Here is a 24,328-nt window from a genome sequence, read left to right as displayed (position 1 = left end):
ATCCCGCGCGCGGGCCACGAGTTTCCCGAGCCGGGACGGCGGGTTTCTGTAGGGACCCGACAGTGAGTCCCGTACGCCACTGTCGGTGCCCGATTGTCCGCGGGCGCACCCGGACCGATAGGTTTTCGAAGAAGCCGCCTGTCGTCACCGCCTGTCCTCCAGGCGGCCGGGCGGGCATCAGACCGCTATCGAAAGGGTGATCCGTTGAGCCGCTCGGTTCTCGTCACCGGAGGCAACCGGGGCATCGGCCTCGCCATCGCCCGCGCTTTCGCCGATGCCGGCGACAAGGTCGCCATCACGTACCGCTCGGGTGAGCCGCCCGCCGCCCTGACGGAACTGGGCTGCCTGGCCGTCAAGTGCGACATCACCGACACCGAGCAGGTGGAGCAGGCCTACAAGGAGATCGAGGAGACCCACGGCCCCGTCGAGGTCCTCGTCGCCAACGCCGGCATCACCAAGGACCAGCTCCTGATGCGCATGTCCGAGGAGGACTTCACCTCGGTCATCGACACCAACCTCACCGGCACCTTCCGGGTCGTCAAGCGGGCCAACCGCGGCATGCTGCGCGCCAAGAAGGGCCGCGTGGTCCTCATCTCGTCGGTCGTCGGTCTGTACGGCGGCCCGGGTCAGGCGAACTACGCCGCCTCCAAGGCCGCCCTGGTCGGCTTCGCGCGCTCCCTCGCCCGTGAGCTGGGCTCGCGCAACCTCACCTTCAACGTCGTCGCGCCCGGCTTCGTCGACACCGACATGACCAAGGTGCTCACCGACGAGCAGCGCGAGGGCATCGTGAAGCAGGTGCCGCTCGGCCGGTACGCGCAGCCGGAGGAGATCGCCGCGACGGTGCGGTTCCTCGCCTCGGACGACGCCTCGTACATCACTGGAGCCGTCATCCCCGTTGACGGCGGACTGGGAATGGGTCACTGATCACCATGAGCGGAATTCTCGAGGGCAAGCGCATCCTGATCACGGGTGTGCTGACGGAGTCCTCCATCGCCTTCCACACCGCCAAGCTGGCCCAGGAGCAGGGCGCCGAGATCATCCTCACGGCGTTCCCGCGGCCCACGCTGACCGAGCGCATCGCGAAGAAGCTCCCCAAGCCCGCCAAGGTCATCGAGCTCGACGTGACCAACGACGAGCACCTCGGGCGGCTCGCCGACATCGTCGGCGAGGAGCTCGGCGGCCTCGACGGTGTCGTGCACTCCATCGGCTTCGCCCCGCAGGACGCCCTCGGCGGCAACTTCCTCAACACGCCGTTCGAGTCGGTCGCCACGGCCATGCACGTCTCGGCGTACTCCCTGAAGTCGCTCACCATGGCCTGCCTGCCGCTGATGCAGAACGGCGGCTCCGTCGTCGGTCTGACGTTCGACGCGCAGTTCGCCTGGCCGCAGTACGACTGGATGGGCCCGGCCAAGGCGGCGCTGGAGGCCACGAGCCGCTACATGGCCCGTGACCTGGGCAAGCAGAACATCCGCTGCAACCTGGTCTCGGCCGGTCCGCTCGGCTCCATGGCGGCCAAGTCCATCCCGGGCTTCAGCGAGCTGGCCTCCGTGTGGGACGACCGCTCCCCGCTGGAGTGGGACCTGAAGGACCCCGAGCCGGCCGGCCGCGGTGTCGTCGCCCTGCTGAGCGACTGGTTCCCCAAGACCACGGGCGAGATCGTCCACGTCGACGGCGGTCTGCACGCCATCGGAGCCTGATCTCCCGTACGTCCTCGACGCCCCGTCTCCCGCCGCGCGCGGGGGGCGGGGCGTCACCCGTTCGGCGCAGCCGGCCGGGCGGGGGTGGCCCGCAACTGGGCACTCTGGAGTACGCGTTCACCATCCGAGTCCCTCCCCAGCACGGCCGAGGAGGTCCCCTTGTGCGCTTGTCCCGCAGAACGGCCTCAGTGTCCCTCGCCGTCGCGCTCCTGCTGACCCTGGCGTACGAGGCGGCGCCCCACGCGCGCGTGCCCGCCGACGAGCGGGAGTCCGCCGATCCCTTCGGCGCCGCGTGCCGGATCCGCGTGACCGGCTCCAAGGTGACCGCGTACTGCCACAACCCCTACCCGGAGCCCGACCATGTGAGCCTGCACGTCGAGTGCGCCCGCTGGTGGGACATCGACACCGACAGCGCACCGATCGAGGCCGGGCCCGCGCAGACGGTGCGGCTGACGGGACGGTGCTGGAAAGAGGTCGGCGACGTGTGGATCAGCCACCGGCGGGAGAGCTGAGCGAGCCCGGCGGGGGTGTCAGTCGCCGGTGGGGGAGGTGACGCCGCCCAGCCGGCACAGGAACGGGTAGCGGGCCGCCTCCGCCGCGGCCGTGTCCGCCTCGCCCGCGCGGATCGCCTCCAGCAACCGCCCGTGGTCCATGTGCGTCTCCGGCGTGAGCTTCTCGCCGACGTCCTCGCGCAGCCAGTCCCGCAGTACCTCGCCCAGGTCCGCGTACATGGCCGTCATCACGTCGTTGTGGGACGCGGACACCACGGCCAGGTGGAACGTCGCGTCCGCGGTCACGAACGCCTCCTTGTCGCCCGACTCCCAGGCCTCCTCGCGCCGCAGCAGCAGCGCGTCGAGCTGCTTGAGGTCCTTCTCCGTGCGCCGCTCGGCGGCCAGCCGGGCGGCGGCCGACTCCAGGGTGGAGCGCAGCTCGGCGATGTGCCGGGGGTCGGCCTCGGCGAACCGCCGCTGCATCACGCCCGCCAGCTCGCTCGTCGCCACCACGTATGTGCCGGAGCCCTGGCGGATGTCGAGCAGGCCGTTGTGCGACAGGGCGCGGACGGCCTCACGGACCGTGTTGCGGGCGACACCCAGCTGCTCGACCAGTTCCGGCTCGGTCGGGATCCGGGAGCCGACCGGCCACTCGCCCGAGGTGATCTGGGCCCGCAGCGCGGCGATGACCTGCTCGGACAGGGCCGAGCGGCGGGGATGGCTCAGTGGCATGGCACACCTTCGCACGACCGGGGCGCCCTGGGGCAGCCGTGGAGTGGACAGTCAATCATCCCATGATTCTATGATGGGTCTCATGGCTGGTGAGGAAACCCGGACGATGACGCCCCCGACCGTACGCGGATCGGCCCCGCACGACGCCGGGAAGGCGGACGGCGCGTCCACGCGCGCGTGGACGATGCGACTGCTCGTCCTCGGCATCGTGCTGTCCGCGCTGAACCTCCGCCCCGCCATCACCAGCCTCGGAGCCCTCCTGGAGGAGGTCCGCGACGGGCTGGGCATGAGCGGCAGCGTGGCCGGGCTGCTCACCTCCGTGCCGCCGCTGTGCTTCGCCGTCTTCGGTGTCATGGCCCCGCGGCTCGCCCGCCGGTTCGGCGCCGGAGCCGTCGTGTGCGCCGGCATGGTCGCCATCGCCACGGGCCTGCTGATACGCCCGTACGCGGGCGGCACGGCCGGGTTCCTGGCGGGCAGCGCCCTGGCCCTCATGGGCATCGCGGTCAGCAACGTCCTGATGCCGGTCATCGTCAAGCACTGGTTCCCCGACCGCGTGGGATCCATGACCGGCCTGTACTCCATGGCCCTCGCCCTCGGCACCTCCCTCGCGGCCGCGGTGACGGTCCCCCTGACCGACACCCTCGGCGGCAGCTGGCAGACCGGCCTGGCCCTGTGGGCGGGCCTCGCCGTGGCGGCCGTCCTGCCGTGGCTGCCCTTCGTAAGGGCACGCGTCACGCCCGCCGGGGCGGGGGAGAAGCCCGCGCGGGCCGCGAGGGGCGGCGAGGCGACCGCCGGTGACGCCCCTGCCGGTGACGCCGCTGCTGGTGACGCCCCTGCTGGTGACGCCCCTGCCGGTGATGCCGCTGCCGGTGGCGCGTCCACCGGTGACCTGTCCGCCGGTGCCCCCTCCGCGCGGGGCCGGGACGCATCCGCACCGACACGGTCCGAGGAGCACGCGCGCGTGGAGGCGCCCCGGCTGCGCATGGCCCGCAGCCGTACCGCCTGGGCCCTGGCCGTCTTCTTCGGCCTCCAGGCCACCGCCGCCTACATCACCATGGGCTGGATGGCGCAGATCTTCCGGGACGCCGGTGTCCCCGCCGGCACCGCGGGCCTGCTGCTGGCGGTCACCATGGTGATGGGCGTGCCCCTGGCGTTCGTCATACCCCGCCTGGCCACCCGGCTGCCCCACCAGGGCCCGATCGTGCTCGCCCTGGGCGTCTGCGGCCTCGTCGGCTACGCCGGTCTCTACCTCGCCCCCGCCGACGGCGCCTGGGCCTGGGCCGTGCTGCTCGGCATCGCCAACTGCGCCTTCCCGCTCGCCCTGACCATGGTCGGCATGCGGGCCAGGACCGGCCCGGGCGTGGCCCAGCTGTCGGCGTTCGCGCAGAGCACCGGCTACCTCATCTCCATCCCCGGACCGCTCCTGGTGGGCGTGCTCTACCAGCACAGCGGCGGCTGGGGCCTGCCGATCGCACTGATGAGCGCCCTGATGATCCCGCAGATGGTCGTCGGCGTCCTGGCCGGCCGGGACCGCACGGTGGAGGACGAGGCCGCCCGCTGAGCCCCCGGGCCCGGGAGAGGTGGTCACCCCGGGGCATCCGGCCGGTACGGGGGGTGGGAGACTGGCCCCATGCCAGTGCTCGACCCGAATCCCCAGCACGGTCAGAAGAAGATGCTGCTCGTCTTCGGCGCCTTCTTCGCGATCTTCATCGTCATCGCCGTCATCGCGACCATCGCCTCGCCATGACCCGCGCTCACGCGGCCCATGGTGGGGCTGGCCCCCCTGTCCCCTAGGGGGTGAGGGTCAGGGTCAAGTGGGTGGATCACCGGATGGGTTGGCAGCCGGACGTTCCGTAGCTTCGAGTGTGTGACCGCGAGGCGGTCAGCGACCACTCGAAGAGCGGAGGCACCCATGTCGGCCCCTACGCACACGCGGCCCCGCCCGGCGCCCCGAGCCGGTGCCGCCGGGCGGCTGCCCTGGTGGGCCCTCGCCCTGCCCGTGCTGGCCTTCACCGCACTGCTCGCCCTGATCCTGAACCCCTCCGAGGCCCACGCCGCCACCGGCGACCCCGCGATCACCCGGCTCTTCGAGCACCTGCAGCAGCTCATAACCCGCTGATCACGGCCGAACACCGTGGTCAACTCCCTGCGCCCCGTGGCGTGTTTCATGCGAAGCTGGATCTCATGAGCGTCGCAGAACCCCGCAGGATTGTCCTCTTCCGCCATGCGAAAGCCGACTGGCCACAGGTCACGGACCACGAGCGTCCGCTCGCCGACCGGGGCCGAATGGATGCGGCGGAGGCCGGGCGCAGGCTGACCGACACCGGTATCGCCTTCGACCTGGCCCTGTGCTCCACCGCGGTCCGGACCCGGGAGACCTGGAAGCTCGCCGTCCAGGAGTTCCCGCAGCGGCCGAAAACCGTCTACGAGGAGCGGATCTACGAGGCCTCGCCGGGCGAGCTGATCGCCCTGCTCAACGAGACCCCCGACGACGTGCGGAACCTCCTCATGATCGGGCACAACCCGGGCATCCAGGGCCTCGGCGAGGTCCTGGCGGGCTCGGGCGAGGACGAGGCCCGCGAGCGGATGACCCGCCGCGGCTTCCCGGCCGCCGCCTTCGCCGTGCTGTCGTTCGGCGGCACGTGGAAGAGCCTGGAGCCGGGCGTGGCCGCGCTGCGGGACTACTGGGCCCCGGCCGAGTGACGATCTCCGTGTGAACAGAGCCCGGCGCCGGGCGGCGCCGGGCCCTTCCCGGGCGGTCCCGGTTCAGTCGATGTCGACGGTGTCCGCCGCCTCGACCTCTTCGCGTGTGACGCCCAGCAGGTACAGGACGGTATCGAGGAAGGGGAAGTTCACGGCGGCGTGCGCGGCCTCGCGCACCACCGGCTTGGCGTTGAAGGCGACCCCGAGACCGGCCGCGTTCAGCATGTCCAGGTCGTTGGCACCGTCACCGATCGCCACGGTCTGCGACAGCGGCACACCCGCCTCCGCCGCGAACCGGCGCAGCAGCCGCGCCTTGCCTGCCCGGTCGACGATCTCGCCGGTGACCTTGCCCGTCAGCCTGCCGTCGACGATCTCCAGGGTGTTGGCGTGGGCGAAGTCCAGCCCGAGGCGCTCCTTGAGATCGTCCGTGACCTGGGTGAACCCACCCGAGACGACACCGACTTGGTAGCCCAGGCGCTTCAGCGTACGGATCAGGGTGCGGGCACCCGGCGTCAGCCGCACCTCGCTGCGCACCTTGTCCACGACCGAGGCGTCCAGCCCCTCCAGCAGCGCCACCCGGGCGTGCAGGGACTGCTCGAAGTCCAGCTCCCCGCGCATCGCGGCCGCCGTCACCTCGGCGACCTTGTCCTCGCAGCCGGCGTGTGCGGCGAACAGCTCGATGACCTCGTCCTGGATCAGCGTCGAGTCGACGTCCATGACGACCAGGCGCTGCGCGCGCCGGTACAGCCCGGCGGCCACGACCGCCACATCGATACCGAGCCGCGCGGCATCGGTCACCAGGGCGGTGCGCAGCGGTTCGGTCTCCACGCCGGAGACGGCGAACTCCACGGCGGTCACGGGGTACTTGGCGAGCCGGAAGATACGGTCGATGTTGCCGCCGGTCTTGGTGATCCGGGCGGCGATCGCGGCCGCTGCCTCGGCGGTGAGCGGGTGCCCGAGCACGGTGACCAGGGAGCGGCCGAGCCCACGCGGGCGGTTGTCGCCGAGGCCGGAGATGATCTCCGCCTGCATCTTCATCGACTCGGCCCAGCTGTGCACCGTCGCCCGCAGATCCCCCTCAAGCCCGGGAGGCGGCTCGGTCACGAGCGCGCACAGCACGATCCGGCCACGGGTGACGACCTGCTCGATGTCGACGACGTCGACGGAGTAGGCGGCGAGGGTGTCGAAGAGCCCGGCGGTGATGCCCGGCCTGTCCTTGCCGAAGATCTTCACAAGGAGGGTGGGGACGTCGGCAGGGACGTCGGAAGACGAAATCTGCGAAGCGCTCATGGTGGTTCCACCGTATCCGGCGGGCGGGCCGTACCGCCCCCGAGGTCCGGCTGGCGGACAGTGAACACCCACCTCCGGTCCGTCCCGCGCCCTCGCTGATCACTTCCCGCCGCGCGGCTTGCGTGGCGGTGGTGGGGGAGGAGGCGGTGGGGGCGGCGGCCCGTTCCCGTTCCGCGGCCCGGGCGCCTGCCGGGGACCGCGCGGCGGCGGTGCGACCGGCCGTACGACGGTGGGGGCGCCGTAGACGTCACCGGGAGCAGGGGGCTCGTCCTCATACGCCTGTGTGCCGGTGTCGGTGTCGGTGTCGGGCCCGGGCGGGGGTCCGGAGGGCCGTCGCGCCCAGGGAGGCCGTGCGTCCTCCGGCTCTCGCAACTCGTCCGGCACCCGGAGGTACGGGTTGGTGCCCGGGTTGGGCGGGCGGTACGGCGTACCCGGCGTGTAGGGCCCGGACTCCGCCCCGCGTGACGCCCGACCGTCCGGTTGCCGGCCCCCCGTCTCGCCCGCCCGCTCCGGCAAGCCTTCCGCCCTCGCCGGCGACCCGTCCCCCCGCGCCAGCCCCGTGGCCCGGAGCCCCGCCGCCCCGCACCCCCACGCGAGCAGTGCCCCCAGCGCCCCCGCCCCCGCGCCCCACACCGCGCCCAGCGGCAGGGCCATGCCGAGGTGGCCGTGCAGCTCGATGCCCGCGCCGAAGGCGTCGAAGCCGAGGACGGACAGGGACGCGGTCACCGACACGTCCGTCAGCCAGGCCTGCAGTGGCAGGGCGAGCGCGGTAGCCACCCCCAGCCGAAGCGCGCACCGACCCGCGAAGCCCAGGACACCAAAACCCCCGCCTGCCCCGCCCGCCGCCTCGCCGGGCCCTCCGCCCGCCGCCCGACCCGCACCCCTGCCCGCCGCCCCATCCGCAGCTCCGCCCGCCGCCCCATCCGCAGCTCCGCCCGGCCCGCCATCCGCAGCTCCGCCCGGCCCCCTGGCCGCAGCTCCGCCCGGCGCCTCTGCCGCAGCCCTGTCCGGCGCCCCGGCCGCCGCCCCGGCCGCAGCCCCGCCCGGCGCCCCGTCCGCTGCCCCGCCGAGCCCTCCGCCCGGTGCCCCACCCGCAAGCCCACCCAGCGCCCCACCCGGCCCCCCGTCCGCCGCCCCCACGGGCGTCCGGACCGCCGTCAGTACCCCCGCCAGCAGCATCATCGACGCCGCCGCCACCGTCAGCAGCCACACCCGCCCGTCCAGCTCGGCCAGCCGGGCCACCGTCACCGGCCGGTCGGTCCCGGCGCCGAGCAGGTCGTCCAGCGGGTCCGGCAGGAAGCGGGTCAGTTCGCCCGTCGCCCGTCCGTCCCAGGGCACGAGCAGGCCGAGCGGCACACCCAGCCACACCCCGTTCGGCGCCCCGAGCAGTGTCGCTCCGGCGATGCGTCGGGGGTGGTCGTCGCCGACGGCGGCGTACGCAGCCGCCGCGCACCCCGCCGCCACCGCCACCAGCAGCACGGTCACCACCGCCGACACGGCCGGCCGAACGAGGCGGTGCACGGCCTCCCAGCCCGGCGGCAGCGGCGTACGGCGCGAGGCCAGCAGGGCGATCACGAGGATGGCCGCCGACCAGCCGAGCCCGCCGAGCAGCGTCGGTGCCGTGTCGACCGTGAAGCCGACCGCGGCCCGCGCGTCGACCAGGTCGCCCAGCCGGTCCGGCAGCAGCCCCCCGATGTCCCCGATCCCCGGGACGTCGACGCCCCCGCCCCCGCCGGTGACGTCGTCCAGCCCCAGCGAGCCCCCGTCGATCGTGATGACATCGTGCCCCGCCCAGGCCAGCCCGCCCAGCATCGCCACGAACAGCGCCACCACCGACCCCGCCCGCGCGAGCAGTTCGGCGGGTGAGATCACAACTCCCGCCGCCCGCAGGGACCGCAGGAAGAACCACGACAGCAGCACCGCCCCGACCAGGCTCACTCCCAGTGGCGTGATCTCGATGGCCGTGTCCGCCTGGGCGCCCGTGAGGCCGAACGCCGACACATCACCGGACGGTGTGACCGACCCACCCGCCCCGAGGGCCACCACCGCCGCGGTCATCGGCCCCAATGAGCCCGCCGTGTCCGCTCCCAGCAGCCGCAGGCCCAGCGCCGCCGTCCCCGCCATCCCGATCAACGCCCAGCTCACGGCGGCCACGGCGGACATCAGCACGTCCCCCCATGGCACGCGCGCATCGTCCCTCGCCGTCCCGGCCCCTGCGGCAGCACTCATGGCAGACCCCCCGATCCGCTGCGCGACGGGAACACCACGCATGTCCCCCTCGCGTCGAAATACCACTCTCCGGCCCGGTTTCAACCCCGTCAACGGAATCGGCCGATGCGTCCGAACGCGGTCTTCACAAGGCCCGACTTTCGGTCAGGGGGCCGCTCCTGAAATAGTTCCCCCCGATGTTCGACATCCCTAGACTCCCCATGTCGGGGGTAAATCGGGGGACAACTCAGTGGGGCATGGAGTGCCGGAACTCGTACTGGAATCAAACGGACGTACCTGGACGCTCGATCCGTCCAGGGCATACACCCTCGGACGTGATCCGCAGGGGGACGTCGTCTTCGACGACGCCAGGGTCTCCTGGCGTCACGCCACGGTCAGCTTCAACGGCCGCAGTTGGGTCATCGAGGACCACGGCAGCACCAACGGCACGTTCGTGCAGGGGCAACGCATCCACCAGCTGGAGCTGGGCCCCGGTTCGGCCGTCAACCTGGGCAACGCGACCGACGGCCCGCGCCTGAACCTGTCCGGCGCGGCGGCCTCCGTCGCCACGCCACAGGCCCAGCCCCAGCAGCAGCCGTACGCGGCGCAGGGCGCGAACCCCGGCTGGGGCCAGCAGGCCCCGGCCCAGCAGCCACCACAACAGCAGCAGCAACCGCCGCAGCAGCAGTCCCCCCAGGCCGGCTGGCAGCAGCCGCAGCAGCCCGCGGCGCACGTCCCGCAGCAGCAGGGTCCCGGTGGTGTCGCGGGGGCGCCGCCGGTCTACGGCGACCGCAGCCCGACCACGTTCCACCAGTTCTCCCTCGGCCGCGTGATGCGCATCGGCCGTGCCCTGGAGAACGAACTGGTCGTCTCGGACCTCCAGGTCTCCCGGCACCACGCCGAGTTCCACGCCACGCCCGACGGCCGCATGGAGATCCGCGACCTCGGCTCGCACAACGGCACGTACGTCAACGGCCAGCCCATCACCAAGGGCGGCACCCAGCTGCTCGGCCCGACCGATGTCGTCGGCGTCGGTCACTCGACGTTCCGTATCGTCGGCGACCGGCTCGAGGAGTTCGTCGACACCGGTGAGGTGTCCTTCTCCGCCCGCCACCTGACCGTCACGGTCGACGGCGGCAAGCAGATCCTCAAGGACGTCTCCTTCGGCGTCCCGGAGAAGTCGCTGATCGCGGTCATCGGCCCGTCCGGCTCCGGCAAGTCGACCCTGCTCAAGGCGCTCACGGGCTACCGCCCCGCCAACCAGGGCGAGGTGCTCTACGACAACCGCAACCTCTACAAGCAGTTCGCCGAGCTGCGCCAGCGCATCGGTCTGGTCCCGCAGGACGACATCCTGCACAAGGAGCTGACCGTCAAGAAGGCGCTCAAGTACGCGGCCAAGCTGCGCTTCCCGGCCGACACCACGGCCGCCGAGCGCGAGGCCCGCATCGACGAGGTGCTGCGCGAGCTCAAGCTCGACATCCACAAGGACAAGAAGGTCACGTCCCTGTCCGGCGGCCAGCGCAAGCGCGTGTCGGTCGCCCTGGAGCTGCTCACCAAGCCGTCGCTGATCTTCCTGGACGAGCCGACCTCCGGCCTCGACCCGGGCATGGACCGCGACGTCATGCAGCTGCTGCGGGGCCTGGCCGACGACGGCCGTACGGTCCTCGTCGTCACGCACTCGGTGGCGGAGCTCGCGATCTGCGACAAGCTGCTGGTGATGGCGCCGGGCGGCTCGGTCGCCTACTTCGGCCCGCCCGAGGAGGCGCTGAACTTCTTCGGCTACGACACCTGGGCCGATGTCTTCTCCGCCTTCGAGAACTACCGCGACTACGACTGGGCGGGCCGCTGGAAGGGCTCGCAGCACTACCAGATGTACGCCGCGGACATCGACGCCGTCGCGCCGCAGTCCGTACAGGTTCCGCAGATGCAGGCGATGAAGCCGCCGAAGCCGCAGGGCTGGATGTCCCAGTTCGTGACGCTTGTCCGGCGGTATGTCTCGGTGATCGTCTCGGACAAGGGCTTCCTCGCCCTGATGGTGATCCTGCCGGCCGTGCTCGGCGCGGTCAGTCTGCTCATCGACGCCGACAAGGGTCTGCTGCCCAACCCGGCCAACCCGCAGACCGGCCGCATCATCCCGAACGGCACGGCCACCACGGTCCTGCTGATCCTCGCGGTCGGCGCCTGCTTCGCGGGCGCGGCGAACTCGGTCCGAGAACTGATCAAGGAACGCGTCATCTACGAGCGGGAGCGCGCCACCGGCCTCTCACGCTCGGCGTACCTGATGTCCAAGGTGTTCGTGCTCGGCATGATCACGGTGCTCCAGGGCCTGCTGGTCGGTGTCATCGGCTTCTCCAGCCGGGAGATCCCCGAGGAGGGCCTGGTCTTCGGCAGCGCCACGCTGCTGGAGCTGTCGGTGCCGATCATGGCGCTGGGCTTCACGTCGATGATGTTCGGCCTGATCATCTCGTCGCTGGTGAAGACCGCCGAGAAGACCATGCCGCTGCTGGTGATGTTCGCGATCATCCAGGTCGTCTTCACCGGCTGCCTGTTCACGCTGCACGGCTCGATCGGCGTCAACCAGTTCTCGTTCCTGATGCCGTCGCGCTGGGCGGTCGCCGCCTCCGGTGCCACGCTGGACTTCAACAAGATCAGCCCGCCCGAGACGGCCGGCGACACCGACCCGCTGTGGGAGCACACGGTCGGGGCCTGGGCGATGGACATGGGCGCGCTCCTGGTCCTCGGCGTGATCTGCGGCTTCTTCGTGGCCCGCTTCCTGCGCCGCCACGAGCCCGAGGTCATGCGCAAGTAGTCACCGCGTCACGACACGCCCGAAGGGCGGCACCCCGTCAGGAGGGTGCCGCCCTTCGGCGTACCTACAGCTGTCCCAGAGGTCCGCGCCGACCTCAGTACGCGCTGTCGACGTTGTCCATGGAGCCGTACTTGTCGGCCGCGTAGTTGCAGGCGGCGGTGATGTTGGCTACCGGGTCGTAGATGTCCCAGGAGGTGCCGGGGACGTGCCAGTGCTTGAAGGTCGGCGGGATGACCTGGAGCAGGCCCTTCGACGGGATGCCGTTGATGGCGTTGATGTCCCAGTTGTTGATCGCCTTCGGGTTACCCGAGGACTCCCGCATGATGTTGCGGTGGATGCCGTCGTAGGACGCCGGGATGTCGTGCTTCTTCAGGATCGCGAGCGACTCGCGGATCCAGCCGTCGAGGTTGTTCGGGTAGCTGACGGCCTTCTTGGCCTCGGCGCGCTTGGCGGCGCGGCTCGCGGCCTCCTTGGCCTGGCGCGCGGCCTCGGCCTTCTTCTTCGCCGCCTCGGCGGCGGCCTTCTTCTTGGCGGCGGCCGCGGCGTCGGCCTTCTTCTTCGCCGCGATCTGCTCGGCCTTCAGGCTGGCGCCGGCCATCTGGTCCGTGACGCTCGCCTTGACGTCCTTGATCTGCTGGTTGCTGTACGCCACCGCAGCCGGCTGAGCGGCCTCGGTCGTGGTCTTGGTCGAGGCACCGCTCGGCACCGCGGAGAACCCGATGGCGGCGGCACCGAGGGTGGCGACACCGGCCATGGCGATCTTGTGGTGACGGGTCAGGCTACGACTCTGAACACGGCTGAAGATGTTCTTGGGCATGCTGCGTGGACCTCTTCGAATAGCGCGGGAGTCGCTCGGCGTCCGGCGTTGGACTCGGTGTGTTTCCGACACAAACGCCGCGGAGGTGAACCCACGGCGCTGAGCGACATCGCCAATTCTTAGCGGCAGCAAAATGGCGTGGCAAAGGTGTGACGTACGAAGGAAGATAGTGGATCAGGGAGGGGCAAATCGGTACAGGTTGGACGAACTGTGCCGCTCAAAAGGGGGGAGTTTGTCTCCTACGTCCCTTCGTACGTGACGTGGGTCCTATGCGAGGGCTCACACCGCCCCTAGATCAGTCTCACGGCCAGTTGCACAAGCGATGCTCTGTGTGAGGCCTTTCCGGGGGCGTCCTCAGCGCAGCACGAGGTGCACGTCCCCGAACTCGTGCCACAGATAGCGCCCTTGCAGCGCGGCCTCGTACCCCCGCTCGACCGCCACCCGCCCCGCGACCGCCTCCAGCATCAGCAGATGCGAGGCCTCCGGCTCGTGCAGCCCGGTCAGCAGCCCGTCCACCACCCGCACCCCCCGCTCCGGCGTGACCACCAGGTCCGTCCACCCCGCACGCGCGCGTACGGCCCCGTCGGCGCCCACCGCCGACTCCACGGCCCGCACCGCCGTCGTCCCCACCGCCACCACCCGGCCCCCACCCGCCCGCGCGGCCTCGATCAGCCGCGCCGACGCCTCCGGCACCACGAAGCGCTCCGGATACGGCGGCTCGTGCGCCTCGGCCGAGGCCACCCCCGTGTGCAGCGTGACCGGCGCGAACAGCACCCCCCGGCTCACCAGCTCCGCCACCACTCGCGCCGTGAAGGGCCGCGCCGCGCTCGGCATCTCCGCACTGCCCGTCCCGTCCGCCGACGGCAGCGCGAACACCGTCTGATAGGCGGACAGCGGCTGGTCCCGCTCCGTATAGGCGTAGCGGATGGGCCGCCCGTACTCCCGCAGCAGCCCCGGCACCCCCGGCCCGGACACCCGCGCCCACCACAGCCGCTCACCCCGCCCGCTCAGCGGCTCCTCCAGCACCAGCCCCACACCCCCCGGCAGGGACACCTCCCTCCCCGCGGGCCCACCCGCACGCGCGCGCGTGGTGCCCCGCCCGTCGGGCTCCCGCAGCTCCACCGCCCAGCGGCCGTCGTCCCCGCGCGTGGAGAAATGCACCACCACGCGCGCGTGCCCGGTCCATCCGTCCACGGCCGCCGCCAGCGTGGCCGAGGTGTTCACCACGAGCAGGTCCCCGGCCCGCAGCAGCAACGGCAGTTCCCGGAACGTGTGATGCGCCACCTCGGCACCCCGCGACACCAGCATCCGCACGGCGTCCCGCTCAAGACCCGGCCCCCGCCGCTCGACGGGCACCCGGGCCGACAACTCCTCCGGCACCCGCACGGCCACGGTCATCGGGCGCCGTCCAGCAGCGCCGGCGCCCCGTACCGCCCGCTCACCGGACGCTCGTCCAGCAATCGCAGGAACCCCGGCACGACGGCCTCCGGCTCCGGCCGCGGCTCCCGGTCCTCCGGTACGGCCGCCGCGTACAGGTCCGTGGCCATGTCCCCGGGATCGACCGCCCAGACCCGCAGCCCCGGCTCCTCCACGGCGAGCACGGCCATCAGCTGGTCCAGGGCCGCCTTGGACGCCCCGTAGCCACCCCAGGTCTCGTACGCCTCGGCCGCCGCGTCCGAGCTGACCGCGACGACGGCGCCGCCCGGCCGGGACGCCCGCAGCAGCGGCAGTGCCTCCTGGACCAGGCCCAGCCCCGCCACCAGGTTCACCTCCAGCGCCCGGCGCAGCCCGTCCAGGGGCAGCTCCTCCAGCCCGACCAGCGGCTCCGCGCCCAGCGCGCTCGCGTTGTGCACCAGCAGGTCGACGCCGCCCAGCCGCCAGGCCGCCGCCACCAGCTCCGCCCGGTGCCCGGCGTCCGTGACGTCCCCGGGCAGCGCCGACACCCGTGCGCCCCCGGCGGACACGGCTTCCGCGGTCTTCGCCAGCGCCTGTGCGCCCCTGGCGTCGAGCACCAGGTCCCAGCCCCGCCCGGCCAGAGCCACGGCCAGCGCCCGCCCCAGCCCCTTCGAGGCCCCGGTGATGATCGCAACCGGCATGATCCGCTCCTCTCGTTGATCGCGTGCCCTCAACCTAGGAACGGGGCCGCACGGGCCGCCTCGGACGCGGGCCCCGGTCCGCCGGGTCCCTTCGTCCTACGCCACAGGCCCGGCGGCCCCGGCCGTAGGACCACCCCCGCCGCCTCGGTCCCGGCCGTAGGACCCGCCGACCGCCGCCTCGGCCGCAAGACCTAGGCCCACCGGCCGGGCACGGGGCCGCCACCGGTCCGATCCGCCCTGTCACACCCCGCCGGTACCGTGAGGACATGAGTCACGGTCCCCGGTCCGGCCTCGCCGCGGTGAGTTCCGCGCTGCTGGCCATGAGCAGGCATCTCGAGGTGCGCGACGTCCTCAAGACGATCGTCGCCTCGGCCCGCGAGCTGCTCGACGCCGAGTACGCCGCGCTCGGCGTCCCGGACGACCACGGCGGCTTCGCCCAGTTCGTGGTCGACGGCGTCAGCGAGGAGCAGTGGAAGGCCATCGGCCCCCTCCCGCGCCAGCACGGCATCCTCGCCGCGATGCTGCACGAGGCCAGGGCCGAGCGGCTGGCTGACGTCCGCAAGGACCCCCGCTTCGAGGGCTGGCCGAAGGCCCACCCCGACCTGGTCGACTTCCTGGGCCTGCCGATCCGCGACGGCGACGAGGTCATCGGCGCCCTGTTCCTCGCGAACAAGAACTGCACCAGACCCGAAGGCGGTTGCGGCTTCACGGCGGACGACGAGGAACTGCTCGGCATCCTCGCCCAGCATGCCGCGATCGCCCTCACCAACGCCCGCCTCTACGAGCGCAGCCGCGAACTGACCATCGCCGAGGAGCGCTCCCGCCTCGCCCACGAACTGCACGACGCGGTCAGCCAGAAGCTGTTCTCCCTGCGCCTGACCGCCCAGGCCGCGGCCCGCCTGGTCGACCGCGACCCCTCCCGCGCCAAGGGCGAACTCCAGCAGGTGGCCGCCCTGGCCGCCGAGGCCGCCGACGAACTGCGCGCGGCGGTCGTCGAGTTGCGCCCCGCCGCCCTCGACGAGGACGGCCTCGTCGCGACCCTCCGGACGCAGATCCAGGTCCTCGACCGGGCCCACCACGCCCGCGTCACCTTCGCCGGCCACGGCGTGAAGGCCCTGCCCGCCTCCCAGGAGGAGGCCCTCCTGCGGGTCGCCCAGGAGGCCCTGCACAACGCCCTGCGCCACTCCGGCGCCGACCACGTCGACGTGACCCTGGACCGCCGCGGCGGCGGCGCCGTCCTCAGGGTCACGGACGACGGCAGCGGCTTCGACACCAGGGCGGTCCGCCGCGCGGGACGCCACCTCGGCCTGGTCTCGATGCGGGACCGGGCGAGCGGCGCCGGCGGCACGCTGACCGTGGAATCGGTGCCCGGCAAGGGCACCGTGATCGAGATGGAGGTCCCCGGTGGCTGACGCGATCAAGGTGCTGCTCGTCGACGACCACCAGGTCGTCCGCCGGGGCCTGCGCACCTTCCTCGAAGTGCAGGACGACATCGAGGTCGTCGGGGAGGCCTCGGACGGCGCCGAAGGAGTCGACCGCGCCGAGGAGTTGCGGCCCGACGTCATCCTCATGGACGTCAAAATGCCGGGCATGGACGGCGTCGACGCCCTGCGCCGGCTCCGCGAGCTGGACAACCCCGCGCGCGTGCTGGTCGTCACCAGCTTCACGGAGCAGCGGACGGTGGTCCCCGCCCTGCGCGCAGGCGCCGCCGGGTACGTCTACAAGGACGTCGACCCCGACGCCCTCGCCGGAGCCATCCGTTCGGTCCACGCCGGGCACATCCTCCTCCAGCCGGAGGTGGCCGGTGCGCTGCTGGCGCAGGAGGAGACCAACTCGGGTACGGGAAGGGCCGGTTCGCTCACCGAGCGGGAGCGCGAGGTGCTCGGCCTCATAGCGGACGGCCGTTCCAACCGGGAGATCGCTCGCGCGCTCGTCCTCTCCGAGAAGACCGTCAAGACCCACGTCTCGAACATCCTGATGAAACTCGACCTGGCCGACCGGACGCAGGCCGCGCTGTGGGCCGTTCGCCATGGTGTGACCGGCTGACCCGCCCCTCCCACGGCAACACGGAAGGTTGCGTTCCGGACCGAGATTCATACTGTCGTGGGAACGTCCCTCATATGGCGCAACCTCGACGGATCTCCACCGTTCTCCATGCGTGCTGCGGCGCCTGCCGCGGCAATCGCTAGGAGGGCTCAGAAGTGAAGAACCTGAAGAAGGCAGCGGCCGTGACGATGGTGACGGGTGGCCTGCTGGCCGCCGGCGCGGGCATGGCCTCCGCCACCAGCGCCCACGCCGACGGCCAGGCCGTGGGCTCCCCGGGCGTCGGCTCGGGCAACGTCGTCCAGGCCCCGGTGCACGTCCCGGTCAACGTGTCCGGCAACAGCGTGAACGTCGTGGGCATCCTGAACCCGGCCTTCGGCAACCTCGCCGTCAACCACTGACCCCCCACCTCCGTCTCCGAGCCGGAGGTGCGCCCGGCCCCCCGGTCCCACCGGGGGGCCGCTCGGCACGCGCCCCAGCCACAGGCAGGCGAACCCCCCAGCCGCGGGCATGCGACCCGCCCAGCTGCGGGCATGCGTGCCGCTGGGGGCGGCACGGGTGGGCGCAGCGGCACCCCGCTACGCCGGGCTGCGCACCCACCCGGGCCCGGGCATAAACGCCGAGCACCCCGCCACACCGGGCTGCGCACTCACCCGGGCCCGGGCATAAACGCCGAGCACCCCGCTACGAAGAGCTGCGAAACCCCCTGCCCGCACCCCCCACACCGAGCACCACACGAAGAACCGTCACCGCACCCCCCGCTCCCACTCCTCCACAACGGAGTTGTACGCAGCGACCTGCGCCCGCCGAGCCGTCCGCTCCACCGGCCGCAACGCCTCCCGCCGCGCAAAGATCTCCGACGAACTCACCGCACCCCCGTGCCCACTCTCCGTCGCCACGGCGACCAGCGCCCCCACCCGCTGCGCCAGCTCCAGCACCCGCACCGCCCGCGGCGGATACCCCGGCGCCAGCACCTCCCGCCCCCGCTCGGCCCGCGCCCGGTACGCATCGATCGCCGCCTCCGCCACCGGCCCCGACCCGGCCACATCCAGCCGCGTCAGCAACTCGGTGGCGTCCCGCAGGGCTTCCGCCAGCTCCCGCTCGGCCTCACCCAGCGACGGCACATCCGCCGGCGGCGCCTCCCGCACGGGCAGCACATGCCACACGACCTCCACGTGCACATCACCCCGGGGTCCGGCCTCGTACACCTCCGGCACCAGCCCGAACGCGGCGCCGTAACAGACCACGGCCTGCTCCGCATCCAGCGCCCGCGCGTTGAACTCAGGCGGCCCGCTCAGCCCCAGCGGATGCCCCGGCGCGGGCAGCGCGACCCGCAACCCGGTCACCCCGAGCGTCCGCAGCCGCCCCAGCGCGAGGGTCAGCCCGACCTGGCCCGACTCACCCGGCAGCCCCTCCACCCGATGCACCGCGTCCTCACCGACGATGGCGAGAACCGCGTCGTCCGGTGAGACATGTCCGGCCAAAAGGGCATTTCCCCAAGCTGCGAGACGCCCAGCACGTGGTTCCGAAAGCATGCCTCCAGCCTAGGACCCTCCAGAGACCGGACCGAGGGAATGCCCGGGCGACCCGGTGGCGTAGATTTCATGGAGGGCTGCGCCCACCGGCGCGGCGGACCGAGCCACAGGCTTACGCGACAGCCGAGACCGGCCACACTGCAAGGGGAGACAACGCGCTCATGAGCGATGTTCTGGAGCTTCAGGACGTATCCGTGGTCCGTGAGGGCCGGGCTCTGGTGGACCAGGTCTCCTGGTCGGTCAAGGAGGGCGAGCGCTGGGTCATCCTCGGCCCCAACGGCGCCGGCAAGACCACCCTCCTCAACCTCGCTTCCACCTACCTCTACCCCAGCTCGGGCACCACCAGCATCCTCGGCGAGACCCTCGGCCGCCCCGGCACCGACGTCTTCGAGCTGCGCCCCCGCATCGGCATGGCCGGCATCGCCATGACCGAGAAGCTCCCCAAGCGCCAGACGGTCCTGGAGACGGTCCTGACCGCCGCGTACGGCATGACCGCCACCTGGCACGAGGACTACGAGGACATCGACGAGCAGCGCGCCCGCGCCTTCCTCGACCGCCTCGGCATGAGCGACTACCTGGAGCGCCGGTTCGGCACCCTGTCCGAGGGCGAGCGCAAGCGCACCCTGATCGCCCGCGCCCTGATGACCGACCCCGAGCTGCTCCTCCTCGACGAGCCCGCCGCCGGCCTCGACCTCGGCGGCCGCGAGGACCTGGTCCGGCGCCTGGGCCGTCTCGCCCTCGACCCGATCGCCCCCTCGATGCTCATGGTCACCCATCACGTCGAGGAGATCCCCCCGGGCTTCACCCACGTCCTCATGATCCGCCAGGGGAAGGTCCTCGCCGCCGGCCCGCTGGAGCTCGAACTGACCTCCCGCAACCTCTCCCTCTGCTTCGGCCTCCCCCTCGTCGTCGAACAGTCGGGCGAACGCTGGACCGCACAGGGCCTCCCGCTCTCCTGAACCGAGCCTCCACCCCACAAATCCCAGAGCAAGAACGGGATTTCACACCACGGGCGCCCTGTCGTCGACAGGGCCCGCGGACCTACCATGACCATGTGGAAATCGACGCATGGCTGTGGTGGCTGATCGGCGCGGCAGCGCTCGGCATCGCGCTCGTGGTCACCGCGATGCCCGAACTCGGCATGCTGGCGGTGGGAGCCATCGCCGCGGCGGTGGTCACCGGCGTCTTCGGCGGCGGAGCCGTCGCCCAGGTCGCGGTCTTCGCCGTCATCTCGACCGCGGGCATCGCCGTCGTACGGCCCATCGCGAACCGCCATCGCGCCCAGCGACCCCAATTCGCCTCCGGAGTGGACGCGTTGAAGGGCAGACAGGCCGTCGTGCTGGAACGCGTCGACGCCTCCGGCGGCCGCATCAAGCTGGCCGGCGAGGTCTGGTCGGCCCGCGCCCTCGACACCGGCCACACCTACGAAGTGGGCCAGGAAGTGGATGTCGTGGACATCGAGGGAGCCACCGCGATCGTGATGTGACCTCGGGTGACGTAACTGGAGTGAACTCCTCGCCAGCCACACGACGGTCTGTCAGACTCGACCAGCAAGATCTTCGACAAGCATAAGATCTGCCGAAGGCGCCGAAGCGGAGAAGGGACACGGGGAACGACGATGGAACCGGTCATCATCGTCCTGATCATTCTGGTGGTGTTGGTCTTCATCGCCCTGATCAAGACGATCCAAGTCATCCCACAGGCCAGTGCGGCCATCGTCGAGCGCTTCGGGCGCTACACGCGGACACTCAACGCGGGCCTCAACATCGTCGTCCCGTTCATCGACACCATCCGCAACCGCATCGACCTGCGTGAACAGGTCGTCCCCTTCCCGCCGCAGCCGGTGATCACCCAGGACAACCTGGTCGTCAACATCGACACCGTCATCTACTACCAGGTGACCGACGCCAGGGCCGCGACGTACGAAGTCGCCAGCTACATCCAGGCGATCGAGCAGCTCACCGTCACCACGCTCCGCAACATCATCGGTGGCATGGACCTGGAGCGGACCCTGACCTCCCGCGAGGAGATCAACGCGGCCCTGCGCGGCGTCCTCGACGAAGCCACCGGCAAATGGGGCATCCGCGTCAACCGCGTCGAGCTCAAGGCGATCGAGCCGCCCACCTCCATCCAGGACTCGATGGAGAAGCAGATGCGCGCCGACCGCGACAAGCGCGCCGCGATCCTCCAGGCCGAAGGCGTCCGGCAGTCCGAGATCCTGCGCGCCGAGGGTGAGAAGCAGTCCCAGATCCTGCGCGCCGAAGGTGAGGCCAAGGCAGCCGCCCTGCGCGCCGAGGGCGAGGCCCAGGCCGTCCGTACGGTCTTCGAGGCCATCCACGCCGGCGACCCGGACCAGAAGCTCCTCTCCTACCAGTACCTCCAGATGCTCCCCAAGATCGCCGAGGGCGACGCCAACAAGCTCTGGATCGTCCCCAGCGAGATCGGCGACGCCCTCAAGGGCCTCTCCGGCGCCATGGGCAACTTCGGCAACATCGGCGGCGGCAACGGCGGCGCGACCACCGCACCCGTACCGGCCCAGGAACGCCGAGAGAAGCCGTCCATCGACTGACAGCACCACCACGCGAGTTCCCCGCACCCACCTCCTTCAGGGGCGCGGGGAACTGCGCGACAAGCCACGACCGACCGCAAGCCGGGGAACCACCTCAGCCCCTACCGGGACCGGTCACGCCGCGTCCAGAGCCAGCCAATCCGGCAGCGCCGCGACATCCTCCCGCGTCAATGCCAAGAGCATCGCGTCCGCCGGAGTCGGCTCGAACGGCCGCCGCAGCAGCGGCATCCCCGCCTCCTCCGGAGTCCGGTCCGCCTTCCGGTGATTGTCCTGCGCACACGAGGCCACCGTGTTCAGCCACGTGTCCTGACCACCCCGCGACCGCGGCACCACGTGGTCCACGGTCGTCGCCCGCCTCCCGCAGTAGGCGCACCGGTGCCGGTCCCTGACCAGTACACCCCGCCTCGACCACGGCGCTTGTCTTCGGAACGGCACCCTTACGTACTGGCAGAGCCTGATCACCCGGGGCGCCGGTATGTCGACCGCGGCTCCCCGCATCCGCAGTTCGGGGTGGGCCTGCTCGACGACGGCCTTGTCCTGAAGCACCAGAACGACGGCTCGCTTCAACGTCACCGTCGACAGCGGCTCGAAGCTCGCGTTCAGCACCAGCGTGTCCCGCATACCAGCCCACCTCCCGTGTGCACCGGCCCACCCCCTGGCGGGCTGGGATCAACTCTGGCCGGGCACGCCGAGATGGACAACGCAATATCTGCTGCTCCCACAGGGTGCGACCCCCACGACCCCCGGCAACAAAAATGCCCGCTCCTGATCAATTCCATGACCAGGAGCGGGCAAACGTCGCATGAACGCCGGGATCGCGGGCGAACCGCTCAGCCCTCGGCGGGCACCTCGTACTCACCGATCAGCTGGGCCCGCCCGATCGTGTGGAACCGCAGGTTGAAGCCCACGACGGCGGGCGACGCGTCCGAGTCCGGACCGAGCTTCTCCTGGTCCACGGCGTACACCGTGAACACGTACCGGTGCGGCCCGTCCCCGGGAGGCGGCGCGGCCCCACCGAACTCCTTGCCGCCGTAGTCGTTGCGCGCGTGGACCGCGCCCTCCGGCAGACCCTCGAACGTGCCACTGCCCGCACCCACCGGCAGCTCGGTCACCGACGCCGGGATGTCGAACAGCACCCAGTGCCAGAAGCCGCTGCCCGTCGGAGCATCGGGGTCGTAGCAGGTCACGGCGAAGCTCTTGGTCTCGGGCGGGAAGCCCTCCCACCGCAGCTGCGGCGAGGTGTTGCCGGCCGCGTGAACCTGAGCGTCCCTGAGCGTCGCACCTTCCTCGACGTCCTCGCTCGTCACCGTGAACGACGCGACGGGCGGATGGAAGTCGTGGGGGAGCGGCCGCCGCTTGAGCTCGGTCACCTCGGTACCTCCTGATCGTTTCGTGCAGTAGCCCCCGAGCCTAGAACCAGTTGCGCTTGCTGCCGACCTCGGACAGCCACTGGTTCAGGTACGCGGCCCAGTCCGTCCCCTGGTAGTCGTTCAGACCCACCTGGAAGGAGCGGAAGGTGTCACTGCCCTCGCTGAACAGCCCCGGCTTCTTGTCCATCTCCAGCACCACGTCCATGGCGTTCTGGTCGGCGACGAAGCTCAGCTCGACCTGGTTCAGCCCGCGGTACTGCTGCGGCGGGTAGAACTCGATCTCCTGGTAGAACGGCAGCTTCTGCCGCGTACCCCGGATGAGACCGCGCTCCATGTCCGCGTTCTTGAACCGGAAGCCCAGCTGGATGAACGCGTCGAGGATCGCCTTCTGCGCCGGCAGCGGGTGCACGTTGACCGGGTCCAGGTCACCGGAGTCCACCGCACGGGCGATCTCCAGCTCGGTCGACACCCCGATGTTCATCCCGCGCAGGGCCTGACCGTCGATCGTCGTGATCGGCGTCTCCCACGGGATCTCAAGACCGAACTGCACCGCGTGCACCGCGCCCGCCTGCAGCTCGAACGCCCCGCCCAGCCGCGACTTCGTGAACTCGATGTCCTGCTTGTACTCCTGGTCGCCGCTCTCCACCTCGACCTTGGCCTGCAGCCCGACCGAGAGCCCCTCGATCTGCTGGTTGACGGACCCGCCCTGGATTCGCACCTCACCCTGGACGACACCGCCCGGGACGACGTTGACCTCGTGCAGCACCGTCTCGACCGAAGCCCCGCCGGCCCCCAGGCTCGCGAGCAGCTTCTTGAACGCCATGTCTCTCCCTCTCGCCCACTACGGGTGGATCCTTGATCCATACAAACGCGATCCGGCCGTGGCCGGTTCCCATGCCCACCCTGGCAAGGCCGGTGCCCGAGAGCCACCCCTCGGCACCAGTCGTCTCCAGTACCCTCGGACGGCATGATCGCGACCCCCGACCGTACGCCCCTGCCCAGGGAGTTCTTCGACCGGCCCGTCCTCGATGTCGCCCCCGATCTGCTCGGCCGCATCCTGGTACGCAGCACCCCGGACGGTCCGATCGCCCTGCGCCTCACCGAGGTCGAGGCCTACGACGGCGCCGACGACCCCGGCTCCCACGCCTATCGCGGACGCACGGCCCGCAACGAGGTGATGTTCGGTCCGCCCGGCCATGTGTACGTCTACTTCACCTATGGCATGTGGTTCTGCATGAACCTGGTCTGCGGCCCCGAGGGAAAGGCGAGCGCGGTCCTGCTCCGCGCCGGAGAGATCATCGAGGGCGCCGAACTGGCCCGGACCCGTCGACTCTCGGCCCGAAACGACAAGGAACTGGCCAAAGGACCGGCCCGGCTCGCCACGGCCCTGAACGTCGACCGCTCCCTGGACGGCACGGACGCGTGCACCGCGCAGGAGACCCCGCTCCGCATGCTGACAGGGACTCCCGTGCCCTCCGACCAGGTACTCAACGGTCCGCGCACCGGTGTGGGCGGCGAAGGGGCCGTGCACCCCTGGCGCTTCTGGGTCGCCAACGACCCGACGGTGAGCCCCTATCGGGCCCATGTCCCGAGGCGTCGCCGAAGTTGACGCGCCTTGCCGGGGTGCGTAATGTAGCCCGAGCCGCTGTTCCGGGTAGGGCACTCGCCCTGCAGCCGGAAGCGGCCAAACCACTACCCAGCGACTCCCCTCAACCGGGGCGAATTCAGCGTGCCCGCATGCCCGAATTCGACGCCGACAGACTCGATTATGAGCTGGACGGGGAATCCGCTAACGTAGTGAATGTCGAAAGGCCGACGGGCGAAAGCCCAGGCCGAACGGCAAATCTCGCCGACAGGGAATCGGATCGAAAAGGATCTGATAGAGTCGGAAACGCAAGACCGAAGGGAAGCCCGGAGGAAAGCCCGAGAGGGTGAGTACAAAGGAAGCGACCGTTCCTTGAGAACTCA

Annotated in this window: 25 protein-coding genes; 15 read left to right on the top strand and 10 right to left on the bottom strand. The window is 71.3% G+C overall.

Translation table 11 applies throughout. From position 1 onward, the window contains the following. Positions 1-204: 204 nt before the first annotated feature. From fabG to ACFZDE_RS36170, 3 genes are all read left to right on the top strand, one after another. Complete coding sequence (fabG, locus tag ACFZDE_RS36180) at positions 205-924, top strand: 3-oxoacyl-[acyl-carrier-protein] reductase (RefSeq protein WP_391005597.1); 720 nt, start codon at positions 205-207, stop codon at positions 922-924. A gap of 5 nt (positions 925-929) precedes the next feature. Further along, entirely contained in the window at positions 930-1,697 is a 768-nt protein-coding gene (gene fabI, locus ACFZDE_RS36175; protein WP_355812066.1) for an enoyl-ACP reductase FabI, read from the top strand. Positions 1,698-1,858: 161 nt separating this feature from the next. Then, a complete protein-coding gene (locus ACFZDE_RS36170) occupies positions 1,859-2,209 on the top strand; it encodes a hypothetical protein (protein ID WP_391210215.1) in 351 nt (116 codons plus the stop codon). 18 nt (positions 2,210-2,227) lie between these two features. On the opposite strand, the gene ACFZDE_RS36165 is transcribed toward ACFZDE_RS36170, so the two are convergent. After that, positions 2,228-2,920 carry a FadR/GntR family transcriptional regulator gene (locus ACFZDE_RS36165; RefSeq protein WP_031104173.1) on the bottom strand — a complete coding sequence of 231 codons (693 nt, stop codon included), beginning with the start codon at positions 2,918-2,920 and terminating at the stop codon, positions 2,228-2,230. A 70-nt stretch (positions 2,921-2,990) separates the two neighbouring features. On the opposite strand from ACFZDE_RS36165, the gene ACFZDE_RS36160 reads away from it, so the two are divergent. The 4 genes from ACFZDE_RS36160 to ACFZDE_RS36145 all read left to right on the top strand — a co-directional run bounded on the left by ACFZDE_RS36160 (position 2,991) and on the right by ACFZDE_RS36145 (position 5,623). Next, positions 2,991-4,481, top strand: coding sequence for an MFS transporter (locus tag ACFZDE_RS36160; RefSeq protein ID WP_391210209.1), 1,491 nt, complete (start codon positions 2,991-2,993; stop codon positions 4,479-4,481). Between the two features lie 69 nt (positions 4,482-4,550). Further along, positions 4,551-4,667, top strand: coding sequence for an SGM_5486 family transporter-associated protein (locus tag ACFZDE_RS36155; RefSeq protein ID WP_097215821.1), 117 nt, complete (start codon positions 4,551-4,553; stop codon positions 4,665-4,667). A 165-nt stretch (positions 4,668-4,832) separates the two neighbouring features. After that, a complete protein-coding gene (locus ACFZDE_RS36150) occupies positions 4,833-5,039 on the top strand; it encodes a hypothetical protein (protein ID WP_391005605.1) in 207 nt (68 codons plus the stop codon). Positions 5,040-5,104: 65 nt separating this feature from the next. Continuing rightward, positions 5,105-5,623: a histidine phosphatase family protein gene (locus tag ACFZDE_RS36145; RefSeq protein ID WP_391005607.1), complete on the top strand. Its 519-nt coding sequence runs from the start codon at positions 5,105-5,107 to the stop codon at positions 5,621-5,623. A gap of 63 nt (positions 5,624-5,686) precedes the next feature. Here the strand turns inward: ACFZDE_RS36145 and serB are convergent, their stop codons facing one another. Both serB and ACFZDE_RS36135 read right to left on the bottom strand, forming a co-directional pair. Next, complete coding sequence (gene serB, locus ACFZDE_RS36140; RefSeq protein ID WP_391210196.1) at positions 5,687-6,913, bottom strand: phosphoserine phosphatase SerB; 1,227 nt, start codon at positions 6,911-6,913, stop codon at positions 5,687-5,689. 99 nt (positions 6,914-7,012) lie between these two features. Next, positions 7,013-9,142 (bottom strand): streptophobe family protein, encoded by a 2,130-nt coding sequence (locus ACFZDE_RS36135; RefSeq protein WP_391210187.1) that lies wholly within the window; start codon positions 9,140-9,142, stop codon positions 7,013-7,015. A 241-nt stretch (positions 9,143-9,383) separates the two neighbouring features. Between ACFZDE_RS36135 and ACFZDE_RS36130 the strand changes: the two genes are divergently transcribed. Then, positions 9,384-11,930 (top strand): FHA domain-containing protein, encoded by a 2,547-nt coding sequence (locus ACFZDE_RS36130; protein WP_391210178.1) that lies wholly within the window; start codon positions 9,384-9,386, stop codon positions 11,928-11,930. A gap of 94 nt (positions 11,931-12,024) precedes the next feature. On the opposite strand, the gene ACFZDE_RS36125 is transcribed toward ACFZDE_RS36130, so the two are convergent. From ACFZDE_RS36125 to ACFZDE_RS36115, 3 genes are all read right to left on the bottom strand, one after another. Next, complete coding sequence (locus ACFZDE_RS36125) at positions 12,025-12,747, bottom strand: transglycosylase SLT domain-containing protein (RefSeq protein WP_391005615.1); 723 nt, start codon at positions 12,745-12,747, stop codon at positions 12,025-12,027. Positions 12,748-13,101: 354 nt separating this feature from the next. Next, complete coding sequence (locus tag ACFZDE_RS36120) at positions 13,102-14,145, bottom strand: S-adenosylmethionine:tRNA ribosyltransferase-isomerase (RefSeq protein ID WP_391210165.1); 1,044 nt, start codon at positions 14,143-14,145, stop codon at positions 13,102-13,104. After that, on the bottom strand, positions 14,142-14,843 hold the full coding sequence (locus ACFZDE_RS36115; protein WP_391210158.1) for an SDR family NAD(P)-dependent oxidoreductase: 702 nt from the start codon (positions 14,841-14,843) through the stop codon (positions 14,142-14,144). The genes ACFZDE_RS36120 and ACFZDE_RS36115 overlap by 4 nt, the downstream gene beginning before the upstream one ends. A 266-nt stretch (positions 14,844-15,109) precedes the next feature. On the opposite strand from ACFZDE_RS36115, the gene ACFZDE_RS36110 reads away from it, so the two are divergent. From ACFZDE_RS36110 to ACFZDE_RS36100, 3 genes are all read left to right on the top strand, one after another. Then, positions 15,110-16,255 carry a GAF domain-containing protein gene (locus ACFZDE_RS36110; protein WP_391005621.1) on the top strand — a complete coding sequence of 382 codons (1,146 nt, stop codon included), beginning with the start codon at positions 15,110-15,112 and terminating at the stop codon, positions 16,253-16,255. Continuing rightward, complete coding sequence (locus tag ACFZDE_RS36105) at positions 16,248-16,889, top strand: response regulator (protein WP_391005623.1); 642 nt, start codon at positions 16,248-16,250, stop codon at positions 16,887-16,889. The genes ACFZDE_RS36110 and ACFZDE_RS36105 overlap by 8 nt, the downstream gene beginning before the upstream one ends. 155 nt (positions 16,890-17,044) lie before the next feature. Further along, positions 17,045-17,287: a chaplin gene (locus ACFZDE_RS36100; RefSeq protein WP_030852293.1), complete on the top strand. Its 243-nt coding sequence runs from the start codon at positions 17,045-17,047 to the stop codon at positions 17,285-17,287. A 345-nt stretch (positions 17,288-17,632) separates the two neighbouring features. On the opposite strand, the gene ACFZDE_RS36095 is transcribed toward ACFZDE_RS36100, so the two are convergent. Further along, complete coding sequence (locus ACFZDE_RS36095; RefSeq protein WP_391005625.1) at positions 17,633-18,421, bottom strand: hypothetical protein; 789 nt, start codon at positions 18,419-18,421, stop codon at positions 17,633-17,635. Positions 18,422-18,582: 161 nt separating this feature from the next. Here ACFZDE_RS36095 and ACFZDE_RS36090 point away from each other — a divergent pair, with 161 nt between their 5' ends. The 3 genes from ACFZDE_RS36090 to ACFZDE_RS36080 all read left to right on the top strand — a co-directional run bounded on the left by ACFZDE_RS36090 (position 18,583) and on the right by ACFZDE_RS36080 (position 20,990). Beyond that, on the top strand, positions 18,583-19,380 hold the full coding sequence (locus tag ACFZDE_RS36090) for an ABC transporter ATP-binding protein (protein WP_298563721.1): 798 nt from the start codon (positions 18,583-18,585) through the stop codon (positions 19,378-19,380). A gap of 95 nt (positions 19,381-19,475) precedes the next feature. Beyond that, on the top strand, positions 19,476-19,907 hold the full coding sequence (locus ACFZDE_RS36085) for an NfeD family protein (RefSeq protein WP_298563724.1): 432 nt from the start codon (positions 19,476-19,478) through the stop codon (positions 19,905-19,907). Between the two features lie 132 nt (positions 19,908-20,039). Then, positions 20,040-20,990, top strand: coding sequence for an SPFH domain-containing protein (locus tag ACFZDE_RS36080; RefSeq protein WP_391005628.1), 951 nt, complete (start codon positions 20,040-20,042; stop codon positions 20,988-20,990). Between the two features lie 114 nt (positions 20,991-21,104). Here the strand turns inward: ACFZDE_RS36080 and ACFZDE_RS36075 are convergent, their stop codons facing one another. From ACFZDE_RS36075 to ACFZDE_RS36065, 3 genes are all read right to left on the bottom strand, one after another. Next, entirely contained in the window at positions 21,105-21,611 is a 507-nt protein-coding gene (locus ACFZDE_RS36075; protein WP_391005629.1) for an HNH endonuclease, read from the bottom strand. 209 nt (positions 21,612-21,820) lie between these two features. Beyond that, the gene (locus tag ACFZDE_RS36070) at positions 21,821-22,360 is read right to left on the bottom strand and encodes a YbhB/YbcL family Raf kinase inhibitor-like protein (RefSeq protein WP_391005631.1); all 540 of its coding nucleotides are present in this window, start codon (positions 22,358-22,360) and stop codon (positions 21,821-21,823) included. A gap of 40 nt (positions 22,361-22,400) precedes the next feature. Continuing rightward, positions 22,401-23,183: a sporulation protein gene (locus ACFZDE_RS36065; RefSeq protein WP_391005633.1), complete on the bottom strand. Its 783-nt coding sequence runs from the start codon at positions 23,181-23,183 to the stop codon at positions 22,401-22,403. 144 nt (positions 23,184-23,327) lie between these two features. On the opposite strand from ACFZDE_RS36065, the gene ACFZDE_RS36060 reads away from it, so the two are divergent. Next, positions 23,328-23,969 (top strand): DNA-3-methyladenine glycosylase, encoded by a 642-nt coding sequence (locus tag ACFZDE_RS36060; RefSeq protein ID WP_391005635.1) that lies wholly within the window; start codon positions 23,328-23,330, stop codon positions 23,967-23,969. Positions 23,970-24,328 lie beyond the last annotated feature (359 nt).

The organism is Streptomyces sp. NPDC007929 (genome assembly GCF_042959065.1).
GTDB lineage: Bacteria > Actinomycetota > Actinomycetes > Streptomycetales > Streptomycetaceae > Streptomyces.
The sequence above is the reverse complement of the archived record's forward strand: the minus strand, read 5'-3'. Positions and strand labels throughout refer to the sequence as shown.